15 protein-coding genes and 1 other RNA gene are annotated in these 18,738 nt (G+C 46.6%); all 16 read left to right on the top strand.

The annotated features are described in order from the left end of the window. The first annotated feature begins 193 nt into the window (after window positions 1–193). The 16 genes from ACTQZS_RS13435 (at window position 194) to pheA (ending at window position 18,560) form a co-directional block, all read left to right on the top strand. On the top strand, window positions 194–517 hold the full coding sequence (locus tag ACTQZS_RS13435) for a DNA repair protein (RefSeq protein WP_441476259.1): 324 nt from the start codon (window positions 194–196) through the stop codon (window positions 515–517). A 79-nt stretch (window positions 518–596) separates the two neighbouring features. Continuing rightward, the gene (lepB, locus tag ACTQZS_RS13430; RefSeq protein ID WP_441476258.1) at window positions 597–1,256 is read left to right on the top strand and encodes a signal peptidase I; all 660 of its coding nucleotides are present in this window, start codon (window positions 597–599) and stop codon (window positions 1,254–1,256) included. Window positions 1,257–1,342: 86 nt separating this feature from the next. After that, on the top strand, window positions 1,343–6,796 hold the full coding sequence (locus tag ACTQZS_RS13425) for a SpaA isopeptide-forming pilin-related protein (protein ID WP_441476257.1): 5,454 nt from the start codon (window positions 1,343–1,345) through the stop codon (window positions 6,794–6,796). Continuing rightward, window positions 6,793–8,532 (top strand): SpaH/EbpB family LPXTG-anchored major pilin, encoded by a 1,740-nt coding sequence (locus ACTQZS_RS13420; protein WP_441476256.1) that lies wholly within the window; start codon window positions 6,793–6,795, stop codon window positions 8,530–8,532. The genes ACTQZS_RS13425 and ACTQZS_RS13420 overlap by 4 nt, the downstream gene beginning before the upstream one ends. A 47-nt stretch (window positions 8,533–8,579) precedes the next feature. Further along, window positions 8,580–9,524, top strand: coding sequence for a class C sortase (locus ACTQZS_RS13415; protein WP_441476255.1), 945 nt, complete (start codon window positions 8,580–8,582; stop codon window positions 9,522–9,524). 127 nt (window positions 9,525–9,651) lie between these two features. Further along, window positions 9,652–10,647 carry a Cna B-type domain-containing protein gene (locus ACTQZS_RS13410; protein WP_441476254.1) on the top strand — a complete coding sequence of 332 codons (996 nt, stop codon included), beginning with the start codon at window positions 9,652–9,654 and terminating at the stop codon, window positions 10,645–10,647. 1 nt (window position 10,648) lies between these two features. Next, on the top strand, window positions 10,649–11,308 hold the full coding sequence (locus ACTQZS_RS13405) for a sortase (RefSeq protein ID WP_441476253.1): 660 nt from the start codon (window positions 10,649–10,651) through the stop codon (window positions 11,306–11,308). 175 nt (window positions 11,309–11,483) lie between these two features. Beyond that, window positions 11,484–11,844: RNase P RNA component class A (gene rnpB, locus ACTQZS_RS13400), an RNA gene on the top strand. Window positions 11,845–12,048: 204 nt separating this feature from the next. Next, window positions 12,049–12,693, top strand: a complete 645-nt coding sequence (locus ACTQZS_RS13395) for a Maf family protein (protein ID WP_441476252.1) — start codon at window positions 12,049–12,051, stop codon at window positions 12,691–12,693. Between the two features lie 93 nt (window positions 12,694–12,786). Continuing rightward, entirely contained in the window at window positions 12,787–13,476 is a 690-nt protein-coding gene (locus ACTQZS_RS13390) for an HdeD family acid-resistance protein (protein ID WP_441476251.1), read from the top strand. Between the two features lie 202 nt (window positions 13,477–13,678). Then, window positions 13,679–14,599, top strand: coding sequence for an aspartate carbamoyltransferase (pyrB, locus tag ACTQZS_RS13385; protein ID WP_441100114.1), 921 nt, complete (start codon window positions 13,679–13,681; stop codon window positions 14,597–14,599). Next, the gene (locus ACTQZS_RS13380) at window positions 14,600–15,037 is read left to right on the top strand and encodes an aspartate carbamoyltransferase regulatory subunit (RefSeq protein ID WP_441099959.1); all 438 of its coding nucleotides are present in this window, start codon (window positions 14,600–14,602) and stop codon (window positions 15,035–15,037) included. 153 nt (window positions 15,038–15,190) lie between these two features. Then, window positions 15,191–16,531, top strand: coding sequence for an ATP-binding protein (locus tag ACTQZS_RS13375; RefSeq protein ID WP_441476250.1), 1,341 nt, complete (start codon window positions 15,191–15,193; stop codon window positions 16,529–16,531). 241 nt (window positions 16,532–16,772) lie between these two features. After that, entirely contained in the window at window positions 16,773–17,033 is a 261-nt protein-coding gene (locus tag ACTQZS_RS13370; RefSeq protein WP_441476249.1) for a type II toxin-antitoxin system Phd/YefM family antitoxin, read from the top strand. Further along, entirely contained in the window at window positions 17,023–17,334 is a 312-nt protein-coding gene (locus tag ACTQZS_RS13365) for a type II toxin-antitoxin system RelE/ParE family toxin (protein WP_441476248.1), read from the top strand. Before ACTQZS_RS13370 ends, ACTQZS_RS13365 begins: the two co-directional genes overlap by 11 nt. Window positions 17,335–17,426: 92 nt before the next feature. After that, a complete protein-coding gene (gene pheA / locus ACTQZS_RS13360; RefSeq protein WP_441099963.1) occupies window positions 17,427–18,560 on the top strand; it encodes a prephenate dehydratase in 1,134 nt (377 codons plus the stop codon). Window positions 18,561–18,738 lie beyond the last annotated feature (178 nt).

Genomic DNA, 18,738 nt, shown 5'->3' with positions numbered 1-18,738 from the left:
CGATAAAAGAATGTGTTTACTTTCATTTTTATTTGTGATATAAAATCTTAATAGAAATAATTCCTATTTTTATATTGTGGATCATATTCTAGAAAGTAATCAGGTAAAACTTTAAATAGTTACAATACAATTGGTAAATAAAGAGCATCTGACATAAAACGGAAAATCAGAGTTTAGAGAGGATATTGGATAAGTGGCGGAAGAAAAAGTTTCTCAGAAAAAAGGAGAAATGAGCAGGAATGACCTTCGGCGTCTTCGGAGATTGGATTTACTGGAATTGCTTCTGGCAGAGCGCGAAGAAAATGAACGATTGAGAGAAGAGATGCGTCAACAGGAAATAAAGATGCAGGAATTAAAATGTAAGCTTGAAGATCGCAGAATTTGTATTAGCAAAGCAGGGAGTATGGCAGAAGCTGCACTTGCGTTAAATCATATTTTTGAGGATGCAGATGCGGCGGCAAAACAGTTTCTAGACAGCATACGTGAAAAAACAGAAGACTGTTCGAATAAGAATTAGAAAATAAAGGTCTGCAAAATCAATTTAGGAGATGGCGGCTTGTATTCCGATAATCAGATATAGATGGAGCTGGTAAAAGTTGAATTTATATTCAGAGAACAATGTAGACAAAAAGCAGAGAGCAAAGCTGAAAGACCAGAAAGTAAAACTGAAAGAACAGATGCCGTCTGTTGATTCTCTTCGTGTGGAAATTGCTAAGGAAAAGTATAGGCAGCGGTATGTACATAGTTTTCGCAGCTTACTTTATATACTTATTTTAGCTGTGGCAGTAGGAGTTTTGCTTGCCACTTTATGGTTTCCCGTGCTTCACATATATGGTGATTCTATGAGCCCGACACTATCTGAAGGAGATATTGTTGTTTCTGTCAAGAATGGAAAATGGAAACAGGGAGAATTGATATGTTTCTGGTATAACAATAAAATACTGGTTAAGCGAGTCATTGCAGGACCCGGTGACTGGGTAGATATCACGAACGATGGAACTGTTTCTGTCAATGGCACGACATTGGTGGAACCTTATCTTTCGGATAGAGCACTTGGAAATTGTGACATTTCACTTCCCTATCAGGTCCCTGATAATTCTATTTTTGTAATGGGTGATAATAGAAGCGTTTCAATTGATTCACGAAGTTCGGTGGTCGGCTGTATCCCTGAGGAACAGATTGTAGGGAAAATTGCATTTAGAATTTGGCCGTTTCGCAGATTTGGTTTCATCAAGCAGTTAGCAAAGAATTCTTGAATTTCATATAATCCAGAATCAGTCTAAATGTTCATAATGTAAAATGATAACGCTTGATAATCGCTTTTTCAGGGAGAGATAATATCATGAGATTTAAAAACAAACATTCTTTTCATAAAAAGCCAGGATGGCTGCGAACGATTCTTGCACTGACCGTGATGATTCTCACCATTTCCGCTTTGATATATCCAGCTGCCGCGATGAGCGAAGATACTGGAATGCAGCAGACGGAGGAAGCCCAAAATGCGGACACAAAGGAGATGGGCGCTTTAACTACTACTGCACAGAAAACTACGCAGACAGAAGCTGAAGAATCCGAAGATACAAAAGCTGTTTCATCGTTGTCATCCCCAAGTACTGATAATGAAAAGTATCATGAGCAGGATGACTCTGCGGAAGTAAAATCGACACCTATACCGGAGGCATCTGCAGAGACAGAAGAGGAGAAAAACATAGATCAGAGCGCTTTATCATCTGCCCCCAGACAGACACTTATGGCGTCTGCGGCAGATGCGGTATCTCCTATAGATTTTGGACATTATAATACAACAGTTTCAAAGCTGGAGTACCGTAATAACAGCTCGGATCAATGGCAGACATTGAGTGATCATACAGATGGATTGACACCGGACACCCAGGTGCGCATAACCGTTGAATTTAATAACATTCCTCTTCAAAATCTTCATGATGCAGGAGGAAGGGCATTTCTGACGCTACCAGAGCAGTTTACAGGAATCGCAACCACCAGCGAAGGGACAATCACAGAGGATTCACAGCGGGTCGGCAAACTTTCGGTAAGCGGTAATCAATTGAATTTTTCCTTTGACTTGACATGGCTTGAGGGAAAAATCTCCGGATTTGACAGTGTAGGTAGCGGTAGTGCCATTGTGACTGCATCACTGGATTGGACGAAAAAGGATGAAAACCAACAGATGAAAATACCGCTGGGGGATTCGAACATTACGGTCCGATTTGCAAACGATTTGGAGGCACAGTATGGCAACCTGACAGTTACAAAATCAAGGATTACCAGCAAACTGGTCCAAAAGGATGACGGCCAGTATTACCTTCAATATCAGCTGAAGGTACAGGCGGGAGGCAATGGCTATTCCATGCCAGATGTGGCGGTGACAGATGCCTTTACCGCTTATGCAAACTATATTGATTCGTATGTCGGGATACCCACACAGGAGATCGCAACGGATGATAAAAGCTTGACGGATGTTGTTACAGAGACTGTCACAGATGGCTCCGAAGCGCATGCAGGGGCAGGAAAGGTTTATATAACCGCGGAAGCTGCGACAGCGGATTCTCCGGTTCCCGGAACTTCAACGACAAATCCTACGCCTGGTACATTAGTGTGGAAGATCGGCGAAATGAAGTCCGGTGAAGTGCGTACGCTGACTTACTGGGTAAAGGTAAAGAACGAATATACAGGCATGCAGTCCCTTGGTACGCTGGAAAATACAGCTAAGGGGTATTCTAAGACCTATGCTCACGGAACATCAAAAAATACCTATACACCGACAGCGGGTGTAACATTGGGAAAGACGTTGAACGGAAATGTGAACTACAATCCGTCAGAGGGTAAGATCACAATCCCTTATAAAATAACGATTACGGGTAACCGTGATAATGACTGGACACTGACTAATCTGCAGCTGCATGATCTAATAACTGAGTATGGAAATATGACAGGAACGGAGTATGATGAGAACTCCTTCTGTCTGTACAAGGGAACGTCAGTTTCTCCTGAGAATAAAGTGCCTATGAACGATGTTACTTTTACCACGACGAACGGACAGGATCAGTTCTCTTATGTGCTCGCGAGTCTGGCTCCTGGGGAGACATATATACTTACTTACAACTATGTGGTTCCGTATGAGATTTACGCAGAGAAGGCAGCTTCCGGAGGTTATACGGTAAGCAACCAATTTTCGGTGTATTCCGATACAAGTAGAAACAACGGAAATAAGAGACTGAATTTTGTCAATCATAACGAGACCCTTGCTTCCAAGAAGTGGGATCGTAAGCTTGTAGGAGAGCGGGTTGATGCAGAAAAGCAGGTAACCATGACTGAGGGATCTGTTTATCAGCTGGACACGACATCCGGGGCTGTCGAATCTTCTAAAGATACATCCTTTAGTGTTCCCGTCGGTTCGCGTAAGTATCAGGTGCTTGTCAATGAGGCAGGGGACTGGGATACCAGTTCAGCAACCATGAGAGATACCTTAAGCGCCAAGTATCTTCAGTTTACCGGCTATGTGCAGGTCGATGCCTACAATGGAATTGATGGACTGTCCGGGCAGACGGACAAAGCAGTTCTGACTAAAATAACGGATCAGACGCCTTCCGCTACCCGCTGGTATAAAATCGACGGATCTTCTTCTTTTTCTCTGAAAGCCACCGATCTGGGACTGAGCGGCAGTCAGGCATATGTTCTTACCTACTACGCAAAGGAGTCAGGCACCGACGAGATAACCAGCACCAGTGTGACGAATACCTTTATGCTTTCAGGAGACGTGACAGGACCGAACGGGAAAAAATATACGATTGACGGGGTATCGGCATCTGTCACTGTCAAGGTGTCCGGCAGTGCGTCGCTTTCGGTAGAGAAACAACCATGGTATTATTCCTTCTCCACCGAAGCACAGCCGAGCGATATAACGTATGATAATCAAGCTCAAAGTGCAAGAGGAATGGCATATTGGGCTGTCATTGTGAAAGGAAATATCGCCAGTGGAGTACAGATTCAGGATGATTACAGCCAACTTACCAAAACGAAAAAAACCATGTATTTTCCTTACGCTGCGGTCAGTGGCGTGTACAGAGGGACAGAAGATGCGGTGGATCGTGCACTTGCCCTGAATGACATGCAATCTGTTATCGATCAGAAAACAACGTTGGGTCTGCAGCTTCTTGACAGTTCCTACTTTACGGTGGATACCTCCAATGGAATTCGTGCAGATGCTGTTTACAGGAATGATATTAATTCGGATGAGTTTGGTACAAGGACAGCCACGGTTACCTTTAATAAGGCAATCAATCTTAGCAGTAACGAAGAAGTTCTCATTATCTTCCGGACAATTCCAAGAAAGTCTTATAATCCGCTGGAGCGAGCTCAGAATTTTGAAAACGGTATCTATTATAAAAATGCAAATGATTCATCGTATTCTCATGTCATGGATGCCAGCATGACCGTCACTAAAACACCGGGTGTACAGAAAAACGCCCTTGGCACCTTTATCCTGACTTCCAGTGCGATCCGGGGAATCAGCGCGGATGGAACGGCATCAACAGGTAATCCTACGCTGAGCGGAGGTCTGGGAACCGGTGATATATCAACAGATTATTTACGCTCTGGAAAGGATAATTACAATTCGACTCCTGAAGCAAGTGCCATAGCGAGTGGAAATGGAACCTGGGCAGCTTGGGCGGTTTCTGTAAACGTGGCAGGAGATATTGCCGGGACGGCAACTGTCTCAGACATTCTTCCAGAAGGACTGGATCCTGGTTACGTGCGATTTTGGAGAGTTGGGACAGGCTACAGCACAGCAGATGGTGCGCTTCCGAAAACGGTTGATATTCCAGGACTTGACAGCGACGGAAACTGGGTGAAAAAAACATTCAACTCATACCAAGAGTATACGGCTACTGTAGACACCGGCAGTAAAACAGGAGCAATGTATACTAACATCTATTACTGGAACCCATCAACGAGGGAAATCCGGATGCAGCTGACAGGACTTCAGGCGGGGGGTACAACTGTATACCATGCAACCTTCCTGGTTCTGACGAAGGTGACGGATGAAAAAGTGCTTCAGAGCGGGGCAACAGTAACGCTGAGCAATGAAGCCCAGGTGCTTACGAAGGATGGAATTACATACAAGGATACGGCTACCCAGACCATTATCCGAAAAACGCTGACAAAAACTTTCACGGGGACAAAAACCACAGACTCAAATGGCAATGAGGGTTTCTCTAATGTGTCTGCTCCTTTCGAGTTGGAGGTGAATAATTATTCGGAGGATCTAAATCCAGAAGGATCTACAATCACACTGCAGGATATGATGAACCAGTACCTGATCATCGATCCAACGACAGTGAAAATTACATTGGCGGATGCCGGTACATTGACCGATGAAAGTGGCAATACAAAAACCTACAAGAAGGGAGATGTGCTGTCGGAGGGTCAGTACCGTATCGAGGTACAGGAAACAAAGGATGATTCCGGTCAGGTAACCGGGCAGACGGTACTGATTACGATTCCGGACAATCTGCACCTGAAAATCACCTATGACGCTACGGTGCGGGTCGGAAGAAACGATACGGTGAATGTTTCCAATTCCGCCAGCTGGAGCGGCTATTATAACTCCAGCAGCAACCAGGTGGAAGGATCTTATAAGTTCCTTGCTGAAGCAAGTATTTCAACGGATAGCCTGCCGGACATTAGTGTAAGAAAACTGGACGCGACAAATACGTCTATAGCGCTGGGAGGAGCCGAGTATACGCTGACAGAGGTGACCATGGATGCCAGTGGAAAAGTGGTGAAAACGGGGTATTCCTGGAGCGGAATCACTTCCTACGGGACAGACTCATCTGAGTATAATGCATCCGAATTTAAAGAAATGAAGAATACTCGGTCGGCAAGAACGTATACGTATTATAGTAGTAATAGTGAAGACAAGTTGATCAACGAAAAAGGGCTTCTGACCTTTGGAGGTGGAAGTAATTCTCTTTCCGGAGAGGGGTTGGTATCAACATTTGTGAGTGCAGACGACAGCATTGACAGGAAGTCACACGATCTCAAGTTTAATCAGATCTATCAGTTGCAGGAAACAAAGGCTCCGAAAGGCTATGTGCTGGACAGCACACCTATGTACATTGTCGTGGCGAGAGCAAATGATGAAGGACAGCTATTGGACAGCAATGGAAATAAGCTTACGATTCCTTCCAATGTTTATGTGTGGTCATCGGATCGCAGTTATTTGAGGACAGCTTATAACCGGAAGGGAACTATCACGGTCAATAAGCATTTTCGCGCATATGAATCAGATACGGATGGAACTCCGGTGGAGGGGACCTACACGTTCGGTCTGTATGAATATAACAGCGGTCAGATGGGAAAGCTTCTGAAAACCGCGACAGTGACCTATGCACGCGGGGCGGACGGAAAGAATGTCGGTATCCAGGGAAATCCGGCAACGTTTACGGGCCTGGATTTTCTGGACGAGAATGGCAACGGAAAAACTTATGTGGTTCGGGAGCTGGATGCAAATGGACAGCCAATCGGAGACGGATCCAAGTCAGAGATTAATGGAAGGTATTTCCAGGTACAGTATGATACCTATGGCAGTATATTAAAGCTCACCTCGGATTCACCGGATCAGTATACGAATATTGTGAATGTCATGCCATATGAAGAACTTCCGAATACCGGAGGAATCGGCACATGGCCGTACCTTATGGGAGGAGGAGCATTCATGTCGGCTGTGGCGCTTCTGTATCTGTACTACCGGAAAAGGAGACCACCAGTATGATCATCAAAAGTAAGACTATTCGCTCGAACAGAGCAAGAGATGGGGACAGGAATCCAAAACATATGAATTGCATTAGCAGGAGATCTACCAAAAATAACAAGGAGAATGACAGAATGAGACAGAAACCGCACAGAACAGGGTTTTTCGGACGACTGGTTGGATTGACAGCAGCGCTGCTTCTGGCACTGGCTATGGTGCCGATGGCGGCAGTGTCAGCCACAGCTGACACAACACAGTATAGCATTACCATCAAAGGGACTCCGGAGGGACATACTTATGCAGCATACCAGATTTTTTCTGGAACGGTAAATAGCACAGGTGATACCTTATCAGATATTCAATGGGGGTCAGGTGTTTCTTCTGATGGACAAACAGGACTGCAGAATCTGTACAATGTTACATCTGCAGAAGGAGTTGCTAGGATTCTGGCTCAAACAACAACAGGTCCGGATAATGCACCAAAGGATCCGTATGTTTTTTCCCAGCTGTTTGCTACTAACCCGAGTTGGCTGGGTAATGCGGAGACAACTACTTCTACAAGGAATAGTGATGGAACTTATACCATGTCGGTTAGCGGGGGCTACTACTTGATTGTTGACACTACAGCTGATGATAGTACTAGTACCACCGTTGATGCCTACACTCGTTTCATACTGAATGTTGCTGGTAATGTAACTGTAAACCGAAAAGCTGATGTGCCTACTGTTCAGAAAAAGGTGAAAGATCAGCAGTCAGACGGAACATTAGGGTCCTGGCAGGATTCGGCTGATTATGACATTGGCGATAATGTTCCTTTTAAGCTGACAGCGGTTCTGCCGTCAGACTATAAAGCTTATGTGAACAACAAGAGTTATTATATGCAATTTGTGGATGTTATGGGTCCTGGATTCACGCCCGATCTTTCTAGCATTAAAATGTATATCGGCGATAAAACGGATTCTTCAAGACTGAATGAGGGAAATTCATATCCCAAGGAAAACTATACAGTTGCATGGGATGAAGATACTCACACTCTTACGATCACAATCGATAATCTGACAAATATTACGGATGCTGCGGCGGGAGAAAGCGTGAGTTTTGAGTATAGCGCTACATTAAATGAAAATGCTGTCATCGGAAAGACTGGTAATGCCAACAAGGTTTCGTTGATCTATTCTAATAACCCGAATATAAATCAGGGAGGTAAGAAAGGAAAGACCCCAGAGGATAAGGTGAAGGTGTTCACCTATGGTCTGAAGATCAGTAAAGTGAATGAAAAAAATGAGGCACTTAGCGGGGCCTCGTTCACGTTAAAGCATAAAGAACCCGGAAGTAATTCTTATGAAGAAGTCGAGAGGCTTGCTACAGATGATGCTAATGCTACGTTTACCTGGACAGGGCTGGATGCTGGTGAATATCAGTTGACAGAGACAGCGGCGCCTGACGGCTACAACAGACTGACCAGACCCATCAGCTTCACAATCACAGCTGATCATGAGGTGACTTCAGATGATCCGAGTCTAAGAGAGGTTAAAGTTGATGGTGCTAATGTGTATGACATCATTTTTGCATGGGATAATTCGGGAGGTGATTCTAAAAACCTTCTGTCTGCTACTGTTAAGAATGAAAAGGGAGGTACGCTTCCTTCCACCGGTGGCAGGGGAACACAGCTGTTTTATCTTGTAGGCGGTATTCTTGCGGCTGGGGCTGGACTGACGCTGATTGCAAGAAGACGTTCGAGAAGAAGAGAAAAGTAATAGAAAAAAGAGGCCGCCTGTAAGAACAGGCGGTTGATGGTAGGAGGATGGAACAGAGGAAGATGCGGCTCGGTGGAGATAAAACGAAAAATGTAGACAGAAGGGAAAACCGCCGGAGCCGCCTGCTGACAATCATCCTGTTGCTGCTCTTTTTCACCGGCCTGGGGTTGGTACTTTATCCGTTTGTCAGCAATGCCTGGAATCAACGTCATCAGACAAGGATGATCGCTGATTATCAGCAGGCTGTAGCAGATATGGACCAGACAAAATATGAGGAAATGAGAGAAGCGGCACAGCAGTACAATGCAAAGATTGCCGCCCGTCCCTTCAGTCTTACACTGTCCGAGGAAGAGAAGAAAGAATACAATTCTCTCCTGGATGTAACGGGTACCGGTATTATGGGATATGTGGAGATCCCAAAGATTTCATGTATGCTTCCGGTTTATCATGGAACAGATGAGGGTGCGCTTCGAATTGCAATCGGACATCTTGAGGGAACATCTCTTCCGGTAGGAGGAGAAAGCACGCATTCTGTTCTGTCAGGACATCGGGGAATGCCAAATGCAAAACTTTTCAGCCAACTGGATAAACTGGTGGTTGGAGACACTTTTCGGTTACATGTACTTGATCAGGTTCTTACATACGAGGTTGATCAGATTCAGATTGTTCTCCCGGACGACATTTCATCGTTGGCAGTAACTAATGGAGAAGATTTTTGCACACTTGTGACATGCACCCCATATGGAGTTAATACGCACAGGCTTCTTGTGAGAGGGCATCGTGTAACTACTGAGACAGATGAGACTGCTCATATACCTGCAGACGCAACACAGATCCCACAGGTTACCGTTGCACTGGCACTCGGAATAGTGTTTTTCCTGTTATTTATCTTGATAGCAGGGCTGGTAAGAAGAAGACTTCCGATGAATCCGGAGGATATTTACAAATTTCCGGAAGAAAAGCAGGACAAAGATCCGTTTGGGATAAAGTAAACTATTGTGAGAGGAAATAACCATGAGTGAAAAGAGAAAAAAATCAGAATGGTCGGGTTACCATAGTGATCAGTCTGGTCTTTTATTTCAGTCTCGGCGCAGGCGGGCGAAGCACAGAAGTGTATGTATGTTTCTCTTTCTGTTATTGTGCTTTGTCTTCCTTTGTTTTCCTGTAAAAGGATATGCAGATAATACTAATCCTGCGGATCTGACACGCTCTTGTACATTGACGATTTCCTATCCGGCTGTTGGAACAGAGTTTCGCCTTTATCGTGTTGCCGATCTGATTATGGATTCGCGGTATGAAACTGTATCCTACAAGGTAAGCCCGGATTTTATAGGTGGTACAGTTTTAGAGGAGGCGCAATTTCCAGTTGCTCTGGATGTACAGACAGACTGGAGGGCAGCTTCTGAAACACTTGATTCTATCGTCACCCAATACCAAATTCAACCGTATATGAATGGAGACAAGAGGTGTATTGGCAAAATCGGTGATAATGGAACTCTTGTTTTCTCAAATCTTCCGCAGGGACTTTATCTTGTGTCAGCGGATCCGGTTGAATATCAGGGAGTATCCTATACACCGCTCTCTTCACTATTAACACTTCCTCAGCTGGCAGATGAAAGCAGTACGGCGTCTGCAATATCGTATGATGTTAGGACAGAGGTAAAGTACAGTTCTGAATCACTTCCGACGAGAATACAGGCGGTGAAGACATGGCAGGATATCGGTTCAGAAAAGAATAGACCGGATTCTGTAAAAGCGGTTTTGTATTGTGATGGAAAAGAGTATGGAAGCGTCACATTGAACGCATCTGGAAACTGGAGATATACCTGGACGGACCTTCCGGCAAATCATGATTGGAAGGTTGTAGAACAGACAGTCCCTGAAGGATATTCAATGACCGTTACAAAGACAATTTCATCGGACGGAACGGGAATTTATCATATTGTTAACACATTGAAAGAAAAAAAAGAGAAAGAAAAAAATGAGATTGTGCCTTCTGGATATGGGAGTGAACTTCCGCAAACCGGGCAGAGATGGTGGATTGTGGCTGTTTTGATATTATCAGGAGGTTTTCTGGTTTTTCTTGGAATGATCCTCAGGCGGAGAATACATTAACATGAAGCTGAAGAAACAAGTCAATACCAAGAAAAATGTCGGAGTCATCTTGATTACGGTCGGAACTCTCGTGCTTATTACGGCGGCTATTCTTGCCGCCGTGTATTTTTATATTGGGCAGATTGCTGGTAAAAGGGCGAATAAAACACAGAAAAAGTTGGAAAAGGTTATCTCCGAGACTACATTGTCGGAGGATGGATCCGGTATGGAAGATCTGGAAGACGGAGAAAGTGAAAATCTTTCGATGCCCACGGTGGAAATTGACGGGGATTTGTATATCGGATATCTGGCCGTCCCATCCCTGAATCTCAAACTTCCAGTGATGGCTTCCTGGAGTTATGAAGGACTGAAAAAATCTCCAGGGCATTATGCTGGCTCATATTATCAAAATAATCTTGTTATTGCAGGTCACAATTACTTGCGTCATTTTACAAAAATTAAAACACTGCCTACAGGGAGTCTCATTGAATTTACAGACGTGAACGGAGTAACAAGAAAATATCGAGTCGGGTGGTTTGAGACTATAAAACCGAAGGATATAAAAGAAATGTGCACTGGAGATTGGGATATGACGTTATTCACCTGTTCAGCAGATGGGACCCAGCGAGTAGCGGTCCGCTGCTTGCTTATAGAAAATTCTCCAGACAATCAGAACGGATAAGTTCGTTGTTAAAGGTTAACAGAATATTTGAGATACCATTATTCATTTGAAAAAGTCCAAAACTGAGATCAGATAAGGATATCCTGAAAAAGTCCAAAACTGAGATCAGATAAGGATGCCCTGAAAAAGTCCTGTACTTTTGCTTGTTTTGTGGTAAGATAATCAAGATTGGCTGCAAGTAGGACATACGGTCGCGGCCGGCGGGCCGAAAGGTGCCGGCTGAGGAAAGTCCGGGCTTCACAGGGCAGGGTGCCGGATAACGTCCGGCGAGGGTGACCTCAGGGAAAGTGCAACAGAGATATACCGCCCCTGGCTCCGTAAGGATACAAGGGCAAGGGTGAAAAGGCAGTGTAAGAGACTACCGATCCCCTGGTGACAGGGGATGCCATGTAAACCCCATCCGAAGCAAGACCGAACAGAAGGCAATGTGGCTGCCCGTCACGTCTTCAGGTAGGTCGCTTGAGCCTGCCGGCAACGGCAGGACACAGATAGATGACCGTACGCGACATAACCCGGCTTATCGTCCTGCTTGCAGTCAATTGTGGTTGAGATTTCAGAGACTTTGTTTCATAATGGATGAAGGATAGTGAGAGATGATCACACTATTTTTTATCCATAGAAACAAAGTCTTTTTATTTTCAGAGATTTTTGCTGTTTTTGAATTGGCGGCTAATTTTGAATTCATGGAAACAATGCTTTTTTCAGAGCGTGTTTTTGTGAGAATTGAAGTGAGGGATGAAATGAGGAAAAATGATATCAGATCAGAAAGTAGGGGAGTTATGCCCCGGATTATTCTTGCCTCAGGATCTCCGCGGCGTCTGGAACTGATGCATCAGGCGGGCTTTTCGGTCGAGGTGATTCCGAGCCACGCGGACGAGAAGGTAAGCAACGGAACACCGGACGAGGTGGTGCGCTGCCTCTCAAGACGAAAGGCAGAGGATGTCGCCGGCGAAATACTAAATCCCGACAAATCACAACTTTCTGCATGCATCATACTTGGCGCCGATACGATCGTTGTACGTGACGCGGATATTCTCGGGAAGCCGTCGAGTCCGGAGGAAGCAGCGGAGACGCTGCGAAGTCTCTCCGGAAGAAGCCACGACGTTTATACAGGCGTGACTCTTGCGAAGGTGGAGAAGGGTGAAATACAGAGAGAGGAAACCTTTTCCGTGCGGACAAGAGTATATGTCTGTCGGCTCACGGACAGAGAAATCCGGGAATATGTCGAGACGGGGGATCCGATGGACAAGGCAGGCAGCTATGGGATCCAGGGTATTTTCGCCAGATATATAGAAAAAATTGAAGGCGATTACTATAATGTAGTTGGACTTCCCGTTTCAGCCGTCTACCATAAGCTTGAAGAGTGGAGCGTTTCGCGGGAATAATATCAGCGCGATGTTTCAGGCTTTGTGACGCGGCATAGTGCACACGGAAATGAACCCAATACGCACATCTTGATACTGCAGGAGGAAGAGAACATGTTCAGGAACCTTGGAGAAAATATCAAGAAGAAGCTGCTCGCGGTCAATATCTGGTCGCTGATTCTGCTCATCGTCGGAATTTTTCTGCTGGTGCGGCCGGAGAGCACGCTGTTTGTGATTTGCAGACTGCTCGGTGTGGCGATGATCGTGATTGGAGCGCTGCTGATCGCCAGCTATATCAATATGCGCGGTGAACCTGTGGCGGCTGGCGCGCTGGCCGGCGGTGTCATCCTTGCGGCTTTCGGAATTTTTATTTTAGCGAGGCCGGATGTGATTGCGGCCTTTGCTGGAATTCTATTTGCCGTGATCCTGATTTCGTATGCCTGCGGTCAGTTTGTGGAGATGAGCACGCTCCGGACCTTTCATGACGACAGATGGTATCTCTGTCTGATCGGCGGAATCGTGACACTTATTCTCGGTGTGGTATTCCTGTTCCATCCGATGCGGCTGACCTCCGTACTGGTTCAGGTTGCCGGGGCGGCGATGATTTACGCGGCGATCTGCGGCTTCGTCTTTCATAAGCGCACCGCGGATTTTGCCTCTGAGGTCCACGACGCGGCGGAGGAGTTCCGCCGTGCGGAGGATGAATTTGAGGATGAGATGACCGGGCGCCCGCATTATGACGAGAATGGTCAGGAAATCATAGACGGGACAGCGACGGAGGAAGACGTCGATGACCGAAAGTAAGAACAACCCGCAGCGTTTTTCCCCGGGATGGGGAGAAGCGACTGCGGGTTTTTGTTTTGTCTCACTTGATTCCACATATGCATTTGCGGTAAAATAACTCGAATGCAATCCGCAGCTTATCCGGCTGTGGTGCCATAGTAGCCATTGTCATTTATTTAGCTTACGTTTAAGGAGGCTTATAATGCACAGACAGTTGAAGAATCTGAGACATGTCATGTCACCGCTGGATCTTTCTGTTGAGGAGCTCGAGCATATCATGAAGCTTGCGGCGGATATGGAGAAGAATCCGGAGAAGTACGCGCATGTCTGCGATGGTATGAAGCTGGCGACTCTTTTCTACGAGCCCAGCACGCGAACAAGGCTCAGTTTTGAGACGGCCATGCTGAATATGGGCGGAAACGTCATCGGATTTCACTCGGGCAATACCAGTTCCGCTACAAAGGGAGAGAGCGTGGCGGATACCATCCGCGTTGTAAGCTGTTTTGCAGATATCTGCGCGATGCGTCATCCGAAGGAAGGGGCTCCAATGGTGGCCGCGGCAAAATCCTCGATTCCGGTCATCAATGCGGGAGATGGAGGCCATCAGCACCCGACGCAGACGCTCGCGGATCTCATGACGATTCGCCAGACCAAGGGAAGACTTGGAAACATGACTGTCGGCATCTGCGGCGACCTGAAATTCGGCCGCACCGTCCATTCGCTGATCAGCGCTCTGGTGCGTTATCCCGGCATCCGCTTTGTGCTGATCTCGCCGGAGGAGCTGAAGCTTCCGTCGTATGTCAAGGAGGAACATCTGGATCCGAACCACATTGAATATAAGGAAGTGATCCGTCTGGAGGATGCGCTTCCGGAGCTCGATATCCTCTACATGACCCGGGTGCAGAAGGAGCGTTTTTTCAACGAGGATGACTACATCCGCATGAAGGATTTCTACATCCTGAATGAGGAAAAAATGAAGCTTGCGCCGAAGGATATGTATGTGCTTCATCCGCTTCCGCGTGTGAATGAGATCTCGGTCGATGTCGATGACGACCCGAGAGCCGCTTATTTCAAACAGGTGTACTGGGGTATGTATATGAGAATGGCACTGATGTTCACGCTTCTTGAGCTGGAGGTAAAATAAATGCTGAATGTAGGTTCTATCGAGCAGGGATTTGTATTGGATCACATCAAAGCCGGCAAGGCGATGACCATCTATCATGACCTGAGACTGGATCAGCTGGACTGCTGCGTCGCGATGATCATGAATGCCAGAAGCAGTAAGATGGGCAGAAAAGACATCATCAAGGTGGAGTGCCCTGTCGATCAGCTGGATCTGAACATTGTCGGATTCATCGATCCGAACATCACCATCAATGTCATTGAGCATGGAGAGATCGTCGAGAAGAAGGCACTCGGTCTTCCGAAGGAGATCCGCAACGTCATCAAATGCAAGAACCCCAGATGCATCACATCCATCGAACAGGGGCTGGATCAGGTGTTCATCCTGACGGATCCGGAGCATGCGGTATACCGCTGCAAGTACTGCGAGGAGAAGTATCACGGACATCGGAGAGACTGACAGTAAAGAACGCTTTCCGAAGGCAGCATTGTCATGAGACGCAGGTAACAAACTGCGATTCCGAAAGCAACAATGCAGGGAAATGCGCGGGAAACGGACTGCGCTTTTCGAAGACAGCAGTTGAGAACGGAAGATTATTCTGGGGAGGAGACTATGGATCACATTATTTCAAAATTACTGATATACGGAAGCATCCCGGAGGATTGTATTCTCGCGCAGATGGGGGATATCTGCCGGAACGCGCGGGAGAAAACGCAGTCGAAGGATGTGCTTCGCACACGCTGCTTTCATGAGGTGAAGAGGATTCTGAATATCGCGACGGACTACGCTTTTGACAAGAACCTCTGGCACAATTATCTGACCTTCCGGCTGATCACGGATGAGAACTCCTTCAGTCTGACCTGCGAGAAGGTCGGCGCAAGCGACGGAAGTGTCAATTATTTCGCGAGAAATGACTTCAAGGCTTACAAGGAGCTCTTCGATTATGATTTCAGCTGGCTGGAGGAGGAACTCGGCATCGACTGCTTCTCGAGAATTCTGGACTACAAGGCCATCGTGAAGCCGGAATTGATGTACAACAAGAATGTCAGCGAAAAGGTCAGGACGCTCAGTGAGAAGCTGGAGCAGGCCAGGGACGAAAATGAGTTCTTTGATGCGGTGACCGGATTTTACCGGGATTACGGAGTCGGAATGTTCGGCCTGAACAAGGCGTTCCGCATTGCTTCCGATGAGAACAACGATGTCACCTTCCACGCCATCAACAACATGGAGAAGGTGATGCTGGATGATCTGATCGGCTATGAGATCCAGAAGAAGAAGCTGGTGGATAACACAAAGGCCTTCGTAGAGGGAAGAAAGGCAAATAACTGCCTGCTCTATGGCGATTCCGGAACCGGAAAATCGACCTGCATCAAGGCAATTGTCAATGAGTTCTATCCGGACGGTCTGCGCATGATCGAGATCTACAAGCATCAGTTCAAGGATCTGTCGAATGTGATCGCGAAGATCAAGAACCGGAACTACAAGTTCATTATCTACATGGATGACCTGTCCTTCGAGGAATTTGAGATCGAGTACAAATTCCTGAAGGCAGTCATCGAGGGCGGTGTCGAGACAAAACCGGCAAATGTTCTGATCTATGCGACCTCGAACCGGAGACATCTGATCAAGGAAACCTGGAGTGACCGCGACGATGTTGTGAACGACAATGGAATCCACAAGTCAGATACCATGGAGGAAAAGCTGTCGCTGGTTCACCGCTTCGGTGTCACTATCGGATTCACAAAACCGGGTCAGCAGGATTTCTTCAAGATTGTCATCGGCCTGGCGAGAAGGAACGGCATCAGGCTGTCGGACGAAGAGCTGAAGGCCGGCGCCAACAAGTGGGAACTCACCCATGGAGGAATCTCCGGAAGAACCGCACAGCAATACATCAATTATCTGCTGGGGGATCCGGAGATTGAGAAAGAGACGAAACAGCAGGCGCATATCTGACGATTGGAAGAAAAAGATCGCACAGGGCAGGAAGAGATAGATTACATAGGGCAGGCTTGACTGAGTGGCAGTCGGCTTGCCCTTTCGCTCATGTTCTTGCCATTCCTGCTGATTGGGAGAATTTCCGTGAAACAGAAAGAAGTGTTTGTTGTGAAATGACTCAACGTTGCAGATAACGTTGCGAAAAAGCCATAATTATGGTATAAATAAGACATGACTGATGGAGAACGGAGGTGATTATATGCCACAGATCATTCCTATTAAAGATTTGAAAGATACAGCGAAAGTTTCTGAAATGTGTCATAAGAGTCCGGATCCTATTTTCGTAACGAAAAATGGATACGGCGATATGGTGCTGATGAGCATGGAGGCCTTCGAGGAGACATATCAGAAGGAGCAGCTCTACCGTGAACTGGAGATTTCAGAAAACCAGATTAGGACCGGAAGAACCAGAGCAGCCAGAGAAGCATTGTCTGATGAGAGGAAGAGTTATGGCTTATAAGCTCGAAATTCCCGAACATACAGCGCATCAGATTCACAAATGTATCAGCTATATTGTCAATACTTTGAGAGATCCTTCCGCGGCGAGTGCGGTTTTAGATGAAATTGAACACGCATATGATCTGCTTGAGAAAATGGCAGAATCTTTTGCTTTCTGCGAAGATCCATATCTGCAATCAAAGGAATACCGGAAATTGACATTGGAGAAGTATGATTATGTGTTCATCTACAGAGTAGATGGAGAAACAGTATATTTGGCAGGATTTTTTCATGTGCTGGAAAATTATCGTGCAAAGCTGTAATGTAAACAAGCCGTGGCAACATTTTGGCAATAACAGATCGGATAAATCAAATCAGAATATATTGACTAAGAACAAACGGGAGAATTATCAGCATGTCAGAACTGGATCATTATCGCGAGGAAATCGACAAGACGGACAAGGAGATCGTCCGCCTCTTTGAGGAACGTATGAAGCTTGTGGAAGGAGTCGCGGACTACAAGATCAAGAGCGGGAAGGAAGTCTTTGACGGCAAGAGAGAACAGGAAAAACTGCAAAATCTGTCTGGTCTGGCTCATTCGGAATTCAACAGAAGGGGTGTGCGGGAACTTTTCGAGCAGCTGATGGCAATCAGCCGGAAGCGTCAGTATCAGCTTCTGACCGAGAACGGGATTACCCTTCCGGCGGATTACGCGCTGATGGATCATCTGTATTTTCACAATGCCCGGGTTGTCTTTCAGGGTGTCTACGGAGCGTACAGCTTTGAGGCGATGAAGGAATTCTTTGATGATACGATCGAGAGCACCCATGTAAAAACCTGGAAAGAGGCGATGGAGCTTGTGACAAATGGAGAGGCGGATTTCGCAGTCCTGCCGATCGAGAATTCGACGGCGGGAAGTGTATCGGACATCTATGATCTTCTCCTGGAATACAACAACTATATTGTCGGAGAGCAGGTGCTGAAGATCGATCACATGCTGATGGGACTTCCCGGGGCAACGATCGATGACATCGACGTTGTTTATTCCCACCCGCAGGGACTCGCGCAGTGCAGGGAGTATCTGCAGAGCGAACACCCGGACTGGAAGCAGCAGAATGTACTGAATACCGCAATGGCAGCCGAGAAGGTGGCCCGCGAGGGACTGAAGAACCAGGCAGCCATCGCCAGCCGTTCCGCGGCAGAATACTTCGGCCTTCAGATCCTGAAGGAAGGGGGGCTATCGAAGGAGAAGAACTCCACCCGATTCATCATCATCTCCCACAGCCGCCGCTTCGTCCGTACTGCGCAGAAGATGAGTGTATGTTTCGGCGTACCGCACGCCTGCGGAACCCTTTACAACATGCTTTCCCATTTCATCTACAACGGACTGAACATGTACAAGATCGAATCCCGGCCGATTCCGGAGAAACCCTTTGAATACCGCTTCTTCATCGACTTTGAAGGAAACCTCAGCGATCCTGCGGTAAAGAACGCACTCCGCGGCCTCGAAGCCGAAGCAGTCGGACTTCGCCTCCTGGGAAACTACTGACTGTATAAGCTCTTCGAAAACGCAGTCAGGATCGTCACACGCGGAGCGTGTGTAAGAGCCTGACTGTGATTTCGAAGGCAACAAGTCTGAGCATGGAGAGACGCAAAAGCGGCTCGAGAATGCTCAGATTTGTAGGATTGCGGGAGTGCGAAGCACGGAGCAATCCGTAGCTTATACA

Source organism: Bilifractor sp. LCP19S3_H10, from assembly GCF_052119185.1.
Taxonomy (GTDB): Bacteria; Bacillota; Clostridia; order Lachnospirales; family Lachnospiraceae; genus Bilifractor.
This window is presented reverse-complemented; position numbering and strand designations above follow the sequence as displayed.

Bases quoted from the DNA above. Each gene is read 5' to 3' on its own strand.
- ACTQZS_RS13425 (WP_441476257.1), top strand. From the start codon at position 1,343: ATGAGATTTAAAAACAAACATTCTTTTCATAAAAAGCCAGGATGGCTG.
- ACTQZS_RS13410 (WP_441476254.1), top strand. From the start codon at position 9,652: ATGTTTCTCTTTCTGTTATTGTGCTTTGTCTTCCTTTGTTTTCCTGTA.
- ACTQZS_RS13375 (WP_441476250.1), top strand. From the start codon at position 15,191: ATGGATCACATTATTTCAAAATTACTGATATACGGAAGCATCCCGGAG.
- ACTQZS_RS13415 (WP_441476255.1), top strand. From the start codon at position 8,580: ATGGAACAGAGGAAGATGCGGCTCGGTGGAGATAAAACGAAAAATGTA.
- ACTQZS_RS13420 (WP_441476256.1), top strand. From the start codon at position 6,793: ATGATCATCAAAAGTAAGACTATTCGCTCGAACAGAGCAAGAGATGGG.
- ACTQZS_RS13395 (WP_441476252.1), top strand. From the start codon at position 12,049: ATGAGGAAAAATGATATCAGATCAGAAAGTAGGGGAGTTATGCCCCGG.
- ACTQZS_RS13380 (WP_441099959.1), top strand. From the start codon at position 14,600: ATGCTGAATGTAGGTTCTATCGAGCAGGGATTTGTATTGGATCACATC.
- ACTQZS_RS13370 (WP_441476249.1), top strand. From the start codon at position 16,773: ATGCCACAGATCATTCCTATTAAAGATTTGAAAGATACAGCGAAAGTT.
- ACTQZS_RS13390 (WP_441476251.1), top strand. From the start codon at position 12,787: ATGTTCAGGAACCTTGGAGAAAATATCAAGAAGAAGCTGCTCGCGGTC.
- ACTQZS_RS13365 (WP_441476248.1), top strand. From the start codon at position 17,023: ATGGCTTATAAGCTCGAAATTCCCGAACATACAGCGCATCAGATTCAC.
- pheA (WP_441099963.1), top strand. From the start codon at position 17,427: ATGTCAGAACTGGATCATTATCGCGAGGAAATCGACAAGACGGACAAG.
- ACTQZS_RS13405 (WP_441476253.1), top strand. From the start codon at position 10,649: ATGAAGCTGAAGAAACAAGTCAATACCAAGAAAAATGTCGGAGTCATC.